Raw genomic sequence first — 13,299 nt, 5'->3', positions numbered from 1 at the left:
TCCGATTTTCTCCCTTTTTGCAAGAGAGACTTGCTTTTTATCCAAAAATTCTGAGAGATGGTTCGATACTCACCAGGCCTTCCCCTCATCCGTCATTTGCTCCGCAAATGCCACCTTCCCCCAGGGGAAGGCTTCCTTTATAAAAAGGCCAGGGCCTCCCGGATGTTGCGGACCTTGATGAGCTGGAGCCCGTCGGGCACCTCCAGCTTGGCCCCGGTGCGCTGGGGCACCAGGCATTTGGTGAAGCCCAGCCGGTGGACCTCGCTGAGCCGCTGACCCAGGGCGTTTACCGACCGCAGCTCGCCGGTGAGGCCCACCTCCCCGATGGCGGCCAGGTCGCCGGGCACCGGCCGGTCCCGGAAGGAGGAGGCCAGAGCCACCACCATAGCCAGGTCCGCGGCGGGCTCGTCCAGGTTGAGGCCGCCGATGACGTTGATGTAGGCGTCGCAGGAGCTGACCATCAGCCCGCCCCGCTTCTCCAGCACCGCCAGCAGCAGGTTGGCCCGGTTGAAGTCGAAGCCGTTGCAGGTGCGCCGGGGCACGTTGAAGCTGGTGGGGGCCAGCAGGGCCTGGACCTCCGCCAGCACCGGCCGCACCCCCTCCATGACGCAGGTGACGCAGGTGCCGGGGGTGTCCTGGGGCCGCCCGGCCAGCAGCATCTCCGAGGGGTTGGGTACCTCGGTGAGACCGGCGTCCCCCATTTCGAAGACCCCGATCTCGTTGGTGGCACCGAAGCGGTTCTTGGCCGCCCGCAGGATGCGGTAGGAGTTCTGCTGCTCCCCCTCGAAGTAGAGCACGCAGTCCACCATGTGCTCCAGCACCTTGGGTCCGGCAATGGAGCCCTCCTTATTGACGTGGCCGATGACAAACACCGTCACCCCCCGGCCCTTGGCCAGGTTCATCAGGGCCATGGTGCAGTCCTTCACCTGGCCGATGCTGCCGGGGGCGGCGGACAGCTCTCCGTTGTACATGGTCTGGATGGAGTCCACGATGAGCACGTCGGGCTGGAGGGCGGTCACCGCCTCCACCACGTCGTCCAGGTTGGTTTCCGCCAGCAGATAGAGCTCCTGCCCCCGCACCCCCAGCCGCTCGGCACGCAGCTTGATCTGCCGCTCGGACTCCTCGCCGGAGACATAGAGCACCTTGGCAAACTTACATAGGTTCTGGCAGATCTGGAGCATGAGGGTGGATTTGCCGATGCCCGGGGCGCCGCCCACCAGCACCAGGGAGCCCTGGACGGCGCCGCCGCCCAGCACCCGGTCCAGCTCGTTCATGCCGGTCTGGAACCGCAGCTCCCGGGTGGTCTCCACCTCGTCCATGAGCCGGGGTTTGATGCTGCCCCGCCGCTCCCCCACCGTGGCCACGGCCGCGGAGCTCTTCCGCTTGGTCTCGGCGGGCTGCTCCACAATGGTGTTCCACGCCTTGCAGGCGGGGCACTGGCCCGCCCACTTGGGCAGCTCATTGCCGCATTCGGTACAGTAAAACATGGTCTTTGCTTTCATGGGTGGATGATCCTCCCTTTATTCTTTGGTGTAGCCGCCCTGTATGGCGGCGTTACGATGTAAAATTGCCCTCATATTGCAGCCACGCCCCGGTGAGAGCGGCGGCCAGCTGGAGCTGATAACCCTCCGAGCGCAGCTTGCCCTCCTCCTCCGGGTTGGACAGAAAGCCGCACTCCACCAGAATGGCAGGGCGTGTAATGTGGTTCATGAGGTAGACCGTGTCCGGGATGGGCTTGGCCTGGCGTTCATTGGTTTGGTCCACCGTCTGCCGCAGCACCTCCTGGGTGTGGACGGCAAACTCCTGACTCCCCTGGGTGGGGGCGTAAAACACCTGTGCCCCGTGGTACTTGGCGTTGGTGAACATATTCTGATGGATGCTCAGCAGCACCCCGTTTTCCGTCCCCTCCACCATTGCCACCCGGTTTTTCAGGTCAGAGACCTTCTTCTCTCTTAATGTATCCGCCGACGGGTCGTGGAGGGACACGTCCTCCTGCCGCAGCACCACCGGCGATTGGCCGCACAGCCCCAGCAGCAGATCCAGCTTCTGGACGATGGCCAGATTGATCTGGCTCTCCGGTACGCCGGTGAGAGATACCGCGCCCCCGTCCTCCCCGCCGTGGCCTGCGTCCAGCACCAGAACGGGTCGTCCGCTGTCCATAGGCCCCACGGTCTGGATGGCCCCGCTCGGCCAGAACACCAGATAACCGGCGGTGGCCAGAGCCAGCACCCACAGCAGGGCCCACTGTCCGATCCGCTTCATACCGCTCCCCCCCTTTTCAAGGAAGAATATGCGGCGGCGGGGCGGGATAGAAGAAACCGTCCCTGCTATTCCACCATGACAACAAGCGGCAGAACCGCTTGTCCGCCGGAACCTCGGCGGAAGCCGGCTTTGCCGGCTTGGTCATGGTGTAACAAGCGCAAGCTGCCCTTTGCGTTCAAAGGGCAGGCGCATGGAATGCGCAGCCGCATATCTGCGGCACCTGTGCTTATTCTACCATGAAGCGCCCCGCTTGTCCAAATTTCTGTTGCCTTTTTGCTGCCCAGGGGCTAAGATGGAAGCAACAACCATGGAGGTGAGCCCAATGGTCATTGATAAAATGAAAAACGCGCCCCTGTATTACGGTCTGGGCCAGCGGTTCCAGCAGGCCCTGGAGTGGCTGGCCAAGGTGGACCCGGATACCCTGACCCCCGGCCAGAGAGTTGACATTGACGGCGACAACGTGTACGCCACCCGGTTTGACGTGGACACCAAGCTCCCCGCCGACTGCAAGCTGGAGTGCCACCGGGATTACGCCGATATTCAGTATGTGGTATCCGGCACCGAGGGCATGGGCTACTCCCTGCCCGACGCCCCCCTGAAGCAGCTCAGCGAGTACACCCCCGATATCCAGTTCTTCACCACCGACTGGGACACCCTCACCGTCCGGCCCGGCACCTTCTACATCGTCTGGCCCCAGGATCTCCACGCCCCCCGTGTGGCGCTGGAGTCCCCCGTGCCTGTGAAGGTCATTGTGGCCAAGGTAAAGCTCTCCTGACCGGCAAAAAAGACCGCCCTCATCACCTGGGCGGCCTTTTTTTATGCCTCAGCTGATAAACGCCCTGGATGGGTTGTGAAATTTTATGCAATATTCAATGAAATAATATTTGATTTATGCAGCGGGTGGTGCTATACTCAGAGACGCGTCCAAGAGACGACGGCAAATCTGTAAAAGGGATGAAGCAAATGAAACAGAAACGGTTGAAACAGCTTGGAGCGGCACTGCTGGCCGGTTCCCTGGTGGTAAGCAGCGGCGTCAGCGCCAGTGCCTGCTGTGGTCTGTATGTAGGCAGCCAGCAGTCAGAAAACGGCTCTACCTATGTGGGCCGCTCGGAAGACATCGGCAAGCTGTACGACAAAGTGTTTGAGGTGCGCCCGGCGGCCGATCACGCCGAGGGCGAGATGTATGAAGATACATACGGCTTCTCTATGCCCTATCCCTCCCATACCTATCGCTATACCGTGCTGCGGGACTCCATCGAGCAGGGCGAGTCTGTGGTGGATGAGGACGGAAACCTGGTGCGCGAGGCCTACGGCGAGGTGGGCATGAACGAAAAGGGCGTCTCCGTCAGCGCCACCGTGTCCACTTCCTATAACGCCAATGCCAAAGCCGCCGATCCCCTGGTGGATACCGGCATCTGCGAGATCTCCCTCACCTCCGTGATCCTGATGTCGGCCGACTCCGCCCGGGACGGCGTGGAGAAGCTGGCCGCCATCATCGATACCTACGGCTCCGGCGAGTGCAACTCCTTCACCATCAGCGATGCCAACGAGGTGTGGGACTTTGAGACCCTGTCCGGCCACCAGTATGTGGCCATGAAGATGCCCGACGACAAGGTGTCCGTCAACCCCAACATGGTGGTGATGAACGAGATCGACGTCTCCGACACCGAGAACGTGGTGGCCTCCGCCGACCTGATCTCCCTGCCTCTGGAGAACGGCTTCCTGGTGTCCTCTCAGCAGGGCAAGGTGGCCGATGACCAGATCACCAAGATCGACATCCAGAAGACCTACGGCTCCGAGGACTTCGGCAACGGCCAGTACTTCCGTTACTGGCAGGGCGTCAACTACCTGAACGAAGAGCTGTCCCAGTCCGTTTCCGTGGAGCGGGACGGTGAGGCTGCCCCCGAGGGCCCCTTCAATATGCTCTTTGAGGCCGATCATCAGCTGACCACCTACGAGGTGCTGCGGCTGCTGGCCTGCCGCGGCGAGGGTACTGAGTATGCCGCCGACAATAACCCGGAGAAGAATCCCAACGGCACCGCCATCGGCAACGAGCGCCAGGCCGAGTGCCATGTGTTCGAGATCCGCAGCGATATGCCCGAGGCTCTGGCCACCATCCAGTGGCAGACCATGTCCCGGGCTGAGTTCTCCGTCTACCTGCCCTACTACAGCAACCTGCTGACCGACACCTCCGACATCTTCCAGACCGAGTACAGCCCCAGCATCAAGGACATCGAGGAAGTGCTGGATGATGAGGACTTCCCTGCTGAGACTTCCGCCTACTGGGTATTTACCGCCATCAACGACCTGTGCGACAATGACCGGGAGCGCTATGGCGCCAACGTGAAGCTCTACTGGGAGAACTACCAGAAGGCCCTCATCGAGCAGCAGGAGGCGGTGGATGAGGATATGGAGCGCATCTACGCCTACAGCCCTGAGCTGGCCGAGGAAAAGGCCACCGCTCTGGCCAAGGCTGTCTCTGAGGAGGCCTTTGAGAACGCCAAGATCATCCTCACCGAGCTGCGTGCCTTCATCGCCGCCGACCAGGCCGGTGAGCTGACCGAGGAGGACGTGTTCACCCCCTCTGTTCTGACCGAGAACAAGATGCCCACCTACTCCATTGACATGGATGGCGTGGACGGTACCGGCATTCCTGTCAGCACCCCCAGATATAGACTGACCTTTGAGACCAACGGCGGCACCGCTGTGAATCAGGTGTCCATGAAATCCGGCAGCGTCATCGATCTGTCCAAGTACGAGACCACCCGGGAGGGTTACATTTTCGACGGCTGGTATGCCGACAGCGACCTGACTGAAAAAGTGACCTCCGTTACCCTGAAGCACAACCAGACGGTCTACGCCAAGTGGATCGAAGAGAACGTTCCCGACGAAATTGTTTTTGACGATGTGGACTCCTCCGCCTGGTACGCCGACGCGGTGTCCTATGTGGCAGAAAACGGCATCATGAACGGCGCCGGCAACGGCACCTTCGCTCCCGACACCGTGATGTCCCGGGCCATGCTGGTACAGGTACTGTACAACCTGGAGGGCAAGCCTGAGGCTGCCGACTGCGCCTTCACCGACGTTGCGGCGGATGCCTGGTATGCCGATGCTGTGGCCTGGGCTGCCGACGCCGGTATCGTCACCGGTGTGTCCGACACCACCTTTGCCCCCGATCAGATGATGACCCGGGAGCAGATCGCCACCATCCTCTATCGCTATGCCGCCTACAAGAACTATGATGTGACGGCGTCCAACGATCTGAGCAGCTACACCGACGCCGGCCAGATCGGCTCCTATGCCGTTGAGGCCATGCAGTGGGCCAACGGCGCGGGCCTGATCACCGGCAGCACCGCTACCACCCTCAATCCCCTGGGCAGCGCCACCCGGGCGGAAGTGGCTACCATTCTCATGCGCTTCCTGGAGAGCGTGGGCTAATCACCCTTCCTATGACAAGAGGCCGACCCTGATGGGTCGGCCTCTTGTGTTATTTCTTGGCGGTATCGAAGGCGGGGTTGGTGAAGTAGACGTTCTTCTGGTCCATCTTCTCCTTGGCCAGGCGCACCGCCTCGCCGAAGCGCTGGAAGTGGACGATCTCCCGCTCCCGCAGGAAGCGGATCACGTCGCTGACGTCGGGATCGTCGCTGAGGCGCAGGATGTTGTCATAGGTGACCCGCGCTTTTTGTTCAGCGGCCATGTCCTCGGTGAGGTCGCAGATCACATCCCCCTTGACGCCGATGCTGGCGGCGTTCCAGGGAGCGCCGGAGGCGGCGGTGGGATAGATGCCGGTGGTATGGTCCACAAAATAGGGAGCGAAGCCGCCCTCTCTCAGCTGCTCCTGGGTCAGTCCCCGGGTAAGCTGATGGACGATGGCACCGATCATTTCCAGGTGGCCCAGTTCTTCGGTACCGATGTCGGTGAGCAGGCCCTTCAGTTCGGGATAGGGCATGGCGTACCGCTGGGACAGATAGCGCAGAGAGGCACCCAGCTCGCCGTCAGGTCCGCCGTACTGGCTGATGACCCAGGCGGCCAGCTTGGGGTTGGGGGTCTTGATGCGCACGGGGTATTGCAGCTTCTTCTCGTACTGGAACATTACTTGGCCCCTCCTTCCGCGGTGTAGTTCCAGGGCCAGTCGCCCTCCAGCCAGGCGGCCCAACTGTCGGCGCTGGCGGCGGCATTCTGGGTCAGGGGGCCGTGGGCGGCCTCATACTTTTTGCGGGCCTCGGCCTCCAGGGCGGCGTACTTCCGGAAGAGCTGGAAGGCCTCGGCGTCGTCCTGGTGGGTGTCCAGGTAGAGACCCAGCTCCTGGAGCATGAACTCCAGGGCCTGGAGCTCCGCCAGCTGGGTGCCCAGCACCTTCACCGCCTCCGCCTTGATGCGGAAGGGCAGGTTCAGGCCGGGAAACAGGGTGCCGTTGGCCAGGGCCTCCTGCTGGGAGTAGCGCTTGGGGTTATTGGGCTGAAACGGCACATAGGGGACGGCCAGGGGGGCGCACTCAGGGAGCGTGCCGCAGCTGTCGTCACAGATGCCGGGATTGTTCTGAGGGTTGTTCTCAGGATACAAGGGGTGTCCCTCCTCCTATGGATTGGGACGGGACGGGAGCCCCGTCCAGAACATCCTATGCGGAGGTTGGAAAAAAGGCACCATTCAGTCAATAGAAAAAGGCCGTCCCGAACGGGACGGCCTTTGGGGTATGCAGATTAGTGCTGCTCGCCGCGCATACGGGCGAAGCAATCGCTGCAGTAAACAGGACGGTCGGACTTGGGCTCGAAGGGCACCTTGGCCTCGCCGCCGCAGGAAGCGCAGGTAGCGGTGAAGTACTCGCGGGGGCCGCGGGAGGCAGCCTTGCGGGCGTCACGGCAGGCCTTGCAGCGCTGGGGCTCGTTCTGGAAGCCGCGCTCGGCGTAGAACTCCTGCTCACCGGCGGTGAACACGAACTCCTGGCCACATTCCTTACATACCAGAGTCTTGTCTTCGTACATGATGTTACCCTCTCTTTGCTTCTTTGCCCAGGTCCGGATGATCCATGTGCTGGGTCAGTGTAATATTGCGATCAGCCTTTGCTGATGTCGCCGGAAGAAGTTTGCTGCGCCAGCTTGCGCCGGATACGCTGCACCGCGTTGTCCACCGATTTGGGGGACTTGTTTACCTCGGCTGCAATCTCGGAGTAGGACAGACCGTTCAGATACAACCGAAGTACGCTTGCCTCGAAGCCGGACAGCTGACCGATCAGCGCCTCCAGACGTTCCCGGAAGGATTCCCGGCTGAGGAAGATCTCCTCCGGGTCTGTTCCCTGTCCGTCAGGTGCGCTGAACGCCAATGGATCGCCGTTCCCACTAAAAAGAGGGGTTCCGAACGAGACGGAGTTGTTCAGCGGTATGTGCTTATCTCTTGCTGCTGCTTTGATAACGGAGAACAAACGGTTTTTGATGCACACCTCCGCATAGGTGCGGAAGGAGGCGGCCTTTTCCGGGTCATATTCCCGGATAGCGGCCAGCAGCCCCACCATTCCCTCCTGGATCAGGTCCTCGCTGTCTCCGCCGGCCAGAAAATAGGGCCGGGCGCAGATGCGGACCAGTCGGTTATAGCGCACCACCAGGTCCTCTTCGGCCTGACGGTCGCCGGAAGCGGCCAGGGCACACAGGGCCTCATCACTGGGCTCCTGCGGTTGGAAATGGTCCTCTTTCATGCCGTTTCTCCTTGCACATTATAAGCGTTGATACCTGAATTTGTCAAGTGTTTGCTAGAAATATTTCAGTTTCAGCCCCGATTTTTTATGACATTTGCCAAGAGCTCTGCAACTTTCTCTGCATCCTCCTGGCTCTGGGCCTCCACCATCACCCGTACCAGGGCCTCGGTGCCCGAAGGACGGACCAGGACCCGGCCGGTACCCGCCAGCAGCTTCTCCTGCTGGTCCACGGCGTCCATAATGGAGGGGTCGTTCATGATGGCCTGCTTGGCGGCGTTATCGGCCACCGGCACATTGATGAGAGTCTGGGGATAGCGCTTGCAGCCCTCCACCAGCTGGGAGGCCTTCTTGCCGGAGCGGCGCAGCAGAGCCAGGAACTGCAGGGCGGTAAGCTGGCCGTCGCCGGTGGTGGCGTATTTGCGGAAGATGGTGTGGCCGGACTGCTCGCCGCCCAGGACCCAGCCTTCCTCCTCCATCTTCTCCAGCACGTTCCGGTCGCCCACAGCGGTGCAGAACAGCTCCATGTTGTGCTCCCGGCAGAAGACGTGCAGGCCCAGGTTGCTCATGACGGTACCCACGATGGCGTTGCCGGGCAGCTTGCCCTGCTCCAGCAGCTCCAGGCCGCAGGCAGCGATGACCTGATCGCCGTCGATCTCCTCGCCGGTCTCGTCTACCATAAGGCAGCGGTCGGCGTCGCCGTCAAAGGCGATGCCCAGGTCGTACTTGCCGGCGGTGACCATGGCCTTCAGGCCGTCCAGATGGGTGGAACCACAGCCGTTGTTGATGTTCACGCCATCGGGGTCGGCGTTGATGATGTCGGTGTGCAGGTCAGGGAAGGAATCGAAGAGCCGGCCGGCGGTGGCGGAGGAAGCGCCGTTGGCGCAGTCCACCAGGATCTTCAGGCCGGACAGGTCGGAATCGATGGTGGACACCAGGTGGTCGATATAGTCCTGGCGCTCCTTCTGGTCGGCGTAGGTCACCCGGCCGATGTCGCCGCCGGTCTTGCGGGGCACGGGGACCTTGTTGAGGATAATGTCCTCGATCCTGCCCTCCAGCTCGTCGGGCAGCTTGAAGCCCTGGCTGTTGAAGATCTTGATGCCGTTGTGCTCAAAGGGGTTGTGGGAGGCGGAGATGACGATACCGGCGTCACAGCCGCTGTCCACCGTCACCCAGGCCACGCCGGGAGTGGGGATCACGCCCAGGTGGAGCACGTCGGCGCCGGCGGAGCACAGACCGGCCACCAGCGCGCCCTCCAGCAGATCGGAGGAGATGCGGGTGTCCTTGCCGATGGCGAACCGGGGACGCCCCTCCCCTTTCGCCTGGGCCAGCACATAGGCTGCCGCCACGCCCACATCATAGGCCAGTTCTGCGTCCAGACCGGCGTTGACCACGCCGCGAATCCCATCGGTTCCAAACAGTTTACCCATGCTAGATTACCTCTTTCTACCGAAATCATCCAAACGATATTGGAAAGTTCCTATTTGCCTTGTAGGGGCCGATACCCTCATCGGCCCGCGCCCGCACACCGGGCAGTCGTGGGTTGTCTACAAACTTATATCATCACTTTTTATATCATAGACACTAAAAGCTCAGCTGCTCCATTCCCACCCCGCCGGGGACGGCCAGGCCCAGGTGCTCATAGGCCCGCCGGGTGACGCACCGGCCTCTGGGCGTGCGGGTGAGGAAGCCCATCTGCATCAGATAAGGCTCGTATACGTCCTCCAGGGTGACAGCTTCCTCGTTGATGGTGGCCGCCAGGGTCTCCAGACCCACTGGGCCGCCGCCGTAGTGCTCAATAATGGAGCGGAGCATCCGCCTGTCGATGGCGTCCAGCCCCAGGTGATCCACCTCCAGGGCGGACAGGGCCACATCGGCCACCTCCCGGGTGATGACGCCCCCGGCCTTCACCTGGGCGAAGTCACGCACCCGGCGCAGCATCCGGTTGGCGATCCGGGGGGTACCCCGGCTCCGCTTGGCGATCTCCATAGCGCCGTCAGGCTCGATGGGCACATCCAGGATGCCCGCAGACCGGGTGACAATGAGGGCCAGCTCCTCCGGGGTGTACAGCTCCAGCCGCAGGGTCACACCAAACCGGTCCCGCAGAGGGGCGGACAGCTGGCCCGCCCGGGTGGTGGCTCCGATGAGGGTGAATTTGGGCAGGTCCAACCGGATAGAGTTGGCAGACGGTCCCTTGCCGATGATGATATCGATGGCAAAGTCCTCCATGGCAGGATACAGGATCTCCTCCACCGACCGGTTGAGCCGGTGGATCTCATCCACGAACAGGATGTCGTTTTCCGCCAGATTGGTGAGCAGGGCCGCCAGATCGCCGGGCTTTTCGATGGCCGGGCCGGAGGTGATGCGGATGTTGACCCCCATCTCGTTGGCAATGATGTTGGAGAGGGTGGTCTTGCCCAGGCCGGGCGGGCCGTGGAGCAGCACGTGGTCCAATGGCTCGTTCCGCATTTTGGCAGCCTGGATAAAGACCTCCAGGTTGCCCTTGGCCTTGGCCTGGCCGATGTATTCGTTTAAGGTTTTGGGCCGCAGGGAGCCCTCGTTCTCGTCATCCCGGGTGAGGGATGTGGTCAACAGAGGCTCCTCGGTCTCAAAGCCGTCTTCAGAAAATGCAATGCTCAAAGTCTCACTTCCTTATCCACGCCACCCGTCCAGCAGCTCCTCCACTTTGTCCAGGAAGGCGCCCTCCCCCAGGGTGTTGATCTTGAACAGCATGGCCTGACTGCCGCCGGAGGTAATGGCGGACAGGAACAGATGGGGGCCGTTGCCCACCAGAGTCAGGTTGAGGCTCACCCGGTTGCCTCCCATGAAGCTGTACCGCTCATACACCCGGACGGCCACCCGGAAGGAGCCGTTGTGGTAGTCGCTGCTGTCCTCCCAGCTGGCGGAGGAGCTGCCGTTCAAAATCCCGTCGTGCAGATAGTCCAGCAGTCCGTCAAAGCTGCCGGTGAGGTTTCGTTCCAGTTTGGCCATGGTGGTTCCTCCTTCCGGGGGATTACCCCTTCATCATTTTCTTGAGGGCCTGCTTGATGATGTCCTCCAGGCTGAGGGTGTCCACGTCGATGCCCTTGAGAGCCATGCCGATCTCGGTCTGGGAGTAGCCCAGCACCGCCAGAGCGGCAGCCGCCTCGGAGGACTTGTTCTCCGGGATCACCGTGACCCCGGTGCCGCCGTAGCTCTCACCAACCGGGCTGATCTGACCCTTGGCCAGCTTATCCTTCAGCTCCAGGATGATGCGCTGGGCGATCTTCTTGCCGATGCCCTGGGCCACGGTGAGGGCCTTCTCGTCCCCGGTAATGATGCTCATGGCCAGGGACTCGGGGGTGGCGGAGGACAGGATGGACAGGGCCGCCTTGGGTCCCACGCCGGATACCGAGATCAGCAGCTGAAAGCAGTTGAGCTCATTCTCGGTGGCAAAGCCGTACAGCTCCATGGCGTCCTCCCGCACGTTCAGGTGGGTGAACAGCTTGGCGCTCTCCCCTTTTTTCAGCCGGGCCAGGGTATTGTTGGTGGTGCGGCAGGCGTAGCCCACCCCGCCGCAGTCAATGACCGCCAGATAGGGGGCGGTATGGGCTACGGTTCCTTTCACATAGTAAAACATAATCGTAAACTCCTAACGGCGTGTCTCATACCGGCCGCTGCCCGGCCGGTTGGCGTCGGGGCTCTGGAGCCGGGAGGTGTACGAGCGGGCGTGGCACAGAGCGATAGCCACCGCATCGGCGGCGTCGTCCGGCTTGGGGACAGCTTTCAGGTTCAAAAGCCGCTTTGTCATGTCCATAACCTGCCGTTTTTCCGCCTTGCCGTAGCCCACCACCGCCTGCTTCACCTGGCTGGGGGTATATTCGTAAATGGGCACCTGGTGCCGCTCCGCCGCCAGCAGCAGCACCCCCCGGGCCTGGGCCACGCCGATACCGGTGGTGATGTTGTTGTTGAAGAAAAGCTCCTCGATAGCCATGGCCTCCGGCTTGAATTGCTCCAGCAGCAGGTCCATATCATTGGAGATCTGGAGGAGCCGGGCGGGCAGGGCCTCACCCGCCGGGGTGGTAATAGCCCCGCACTGGACCAGCCGGTCCCTCCCCCCCGCCGCCTCCACCAGGCCGAAGCCCACGATGGCGAAGCCGGGGTCGATGCCTAAAATCAGCATAGCGTCGGTTTCCTCCCTGTTTTCCATACAGAGAATATTGTATCACGGCCTTGAAACGGGCGCAAGGAGGAATTAGGCCCGCCCCGGGGCGCAAAAGGGCCTGCTGCAAAATAGCTGTTTTGCACAAACCTGTCATTGCGAGCCAGTGCGCACACTGGCGTGGCAATCCGTTTCCCCGGCAAAAGGGACGGATTCCCACGAAAAACGGCCGCCCGGTGGGCGGCCGTTTTTCTCGGAATGACGGGTCTTTGTACGAGCTGCACATTTTGCAACAGGCCCTGGCTGTTTACGCTCTGGGATGGGCTTTGTTGTACACGTCCTTCAGCTTCTGGCTTACCACCTGGGTGTAGATCTGGGTGGAGGAGATATCGGCGTGGCCCAGCATCTCCTGGATGGAGTGGAGGTCGGCGCCGTTTTCCAGCAGATGGGCGGCAAAGGAGTGGCGGAGGGTATGGGGGGTGATGTCCTTCTGAATGCCCGCCTTCTCCTGATAGTGCTTGATGATCTTCCAGAACCCCTGGCGGCTCATCCGCTCCCCGCTCATGTTGACGAAGAGGGCCTTCTCGTCGGGGTGCTCCACCATCTGGGGCCGGACCCGGTCCAGATAGTTCTGCAGGGCCCGCACCGCCGCCTGGTACAGGGGGATGATCCGCTCTTTCCCCCGGTTGGCGCACCGGATAAACCCGGCGGACAGGTTGATGTTGTCCAGATTCAGGCCGATGAGCTCGCTGACCCGGATGCCGGTGGCGTAGAGCAGCTCCAGCATGGCCTTGTCCCGGCAGCCCTTGGCGTCGGATGGGTCCGGCTGCTCCAGAAAGAGCTCTACTTCCCGGGAGGTAAGGATGTGGGGCAGCTTGCGCTCTACCTTGGTCTGGGACAGACCCCGGGCGGGGTTTTCGCCGATCTGGCCGATCTCCATCATCCAGGAATAGAAGGACTTGAGGGAGGCCTGGCTCCGGGTCACGGTGGCAGCAGACTTGCCCCGTGCAGTCATGCTGCGGGTATAGGCCTCCACATCGGCGTGGACTGCCTGAGTGGGAGAGATTCCCTCCTCCCCCAGCCAGTCCAGGTATTGGCGCACATCACGCAGATAGGAACTCAGCGTATTGGGGGACGCCTTTTTTTCTTCGGTCAGAAATCGTTCGTATCCACTGAGATATTCCATCCATCCAACACCTTCCCGTTTCTC

The 13,299-nt window shown here is 61.8% G+C and carries 14 protein-coding genes; 2 read left to right on the top strand and 12 right to left on the bottom strand.

Annotation, left to right across the window (positions count from 1 at the left end; translation table 11 throughout):
• Positions 1-137: 137 nt before the first annotated feature.
• Both radA and B5G06_RS09060 read right to left on the bottom strand, forming a co-directional pair.
• On the bottom strand, positions 138-1,502 hold the full coding sequence (radA, locus tag B5G06_RS09065; protein ID WP_087188761.1) for a DNA repair protein RadA: 1,365 nt from the start codon (positions 1,500-1,502) through the stop codon (positions 138-140).
• Between the two features lie 52 nt (positions 1,503-1,554).
• Positions 1,555-2,262 carry an N-acetylmuramoyl-L-alanine amidase gene (locus B5G06_RS09060; RefSeq protein WP_087188760.1) on the bottom strand — a complete coding sequence of 236 codons (708 nt, stop codon included), beginning with the start codon at positions 2,260-2,262 and terminating at the stop codon, positions 1,555-1,557.
• Between the two features lie 322 nt (positions 2,263-2,584).
• Between B5G06_RS09060 and B5G06_RS09055 the strand changes: the two genes are divergently transcribed.
• Positions 2,585-3,037, top strand: a complete 453-nt coding sequence (locus B5G06_RS09055; protein WP_242955426.1) for a YhcH/YjgK/YiaL family protein — start codon at positions 2,585-2,587, stop codon at positions 3,035-3,037.
• A 188-nt stretch (positions 3,038-3,225) separates the two neighbouring features.
• Entirely contained in the window at positions 3,226-5,700 is a 2,475-nt protein-coding gene (locus B5G06_RS09050; RefSeq protein WP_158094684.1) for a C69 family dipeptidase, read from the top strand.
• A gap of 49 nt (positions 5,701-5,749) precedes the next feature.
• Here B5G06_RS09050 and B5G06_RS09045 read toward each other — a convergent pair whose 3' ends face one another.
• From B5G06_RS09045 to xerD, 10 genes are all read right to left on the bottom strand, one after another.
• Complete coding sequence (locus B5G06_RS09045; protein ID WP_087188757.1) at positions 5,750-6,355, bottom strand: manganese catalase family protein; 606 nt, start codon at positions 6,353-6,355, stop codon at positions 5,750-5,752.
• Positions 6,355-6,825 (bottom strand): spore coat protein CotJB, encoded by a 471-nt coding sequence (locus tag B5G06_RS09040; protein ID WP_087188756.1) that lies wholly within the window; start codon positions 6,823-6,825, stop codon positions 6,355-6,357. Before B5G06_RS09040 ends, B5G06_RS09045 begins: the two co-directional genes overlap by 1 nt.
• 137 nt (positions 6,826-6,962) lie before the next feature.
• The gene (locus B5G06_RS09035; RefSeq protein ID WP_087188755.1) at positions 6,963-7,244 is read right to left on the bottom strand and encodes a zinc-ribbon domain containing protein; all 282 of its coding nucleotides are present in this window, start codon (positions 7,242-7,244) and stop codon (positions 6,963-6,965) included.
• Between the two features lie 71 nt (positions 7,245-7,315).
• Entirely contained in the window at positions 7,316-7,951 is a 636-nt protein-coding gene (locus B5G06_RS09030) for a sigma-70 family RNA polymerase sigma factor (RefSeq protein WP_087188754.1), read from the bottom strand.
• A gap of 71 nt (positions 7,952-8,022) precedes the next feature.
• Entirely contained in the window at positions 8,023-9,378 is a 1,356-nt protein-coding gene (gene glmM, locus B5G06_RS09025; RefSeq protein ID WP_087188753.1) for a phosphoglucosamine mutase, read from the bottom strand.
• A gap of 154 nt (positions 9,379-9,532) precedes the next feature.
• Positions 9,533-10,588: a Holliday junction branch migration DNA helicase RuvB gene (ruvB, locus tag B5G06_RS09020; protein WP_087188752.1), complete on the bottom strand. Its 1,056-nt coding sequence runs from the start codon at positions 10,586-10,588 to the stop codon at positions 9,533-9,535.
• A 12-nt stretch (positions 10,589-10,600) separates the two neighbouring features.
• Positions 10,601-10,939, bottom strand: a complete 339-nt coding sequence (locus B5G06_RS09015) for a DUF6054 family protein (protein ID WP_087188751.1) — start codon at positions 10,937-10,939, stop codon at positions 10,601-10,603.
• Positions 10,940-10,961: 22 nt separating this feature from the next.
• Positions 10,962-11,567: a Holliday junction branch migration protein RuvA gene (ruvA, locus tag B5G06_RS09010; RefSeq protein ID WP_087188750.1), complete on the bottom strand. Its 606-nt coding sequence runs from the start codon at positions 11,565-11,567 to the stop codon at positions 10,962-10,964.
• A gap of 12 nt (positions 11,568-11,579) precedes the next feature.
• On the bottom strand, positions 11,580-12,110 hold the full coding sequence (gene ruvC / locus B5G06_RS09005; protein WP_087188749.1) for a crossover junction endodeoxyribonuclease RuvC: 531 nt from the start codon (positions 12,108-12,110) through the stop codon (positions 11,580-11,582).
• 286 nt (positions 12,111-12,396) lie between these two features.
• Positions 12,397-13,275 (bottom strand): site-specific tyrosine recombinase XerD, encoded by an 879-nt coding sequence (gene xerD, locus B5G06_RS09000; RefSeq protein WP_087188748.1) that lies wholly within the window; start codon positions 13,273-13,275, stop codon positions 12,397-12,399.
• Positions 13,276-13,299 lie beyond the last annotated feature (24 nt).

This window comes from Flavonifractor sp. An52 (assembly GCF_002159385.1).
Taxonomy (GTDB): domain Bacteria; phylum Bacillota; class Clostridia; order Oscillospirales; family Oscillospiraceae; genus Flavonifractor; species Flavonifractor avicola.
The sequence above is the reverse complement of the archived record's forward strand: the minus strand, read 5'-3'. Positions and strand labels throughout refer to the sequence as shown.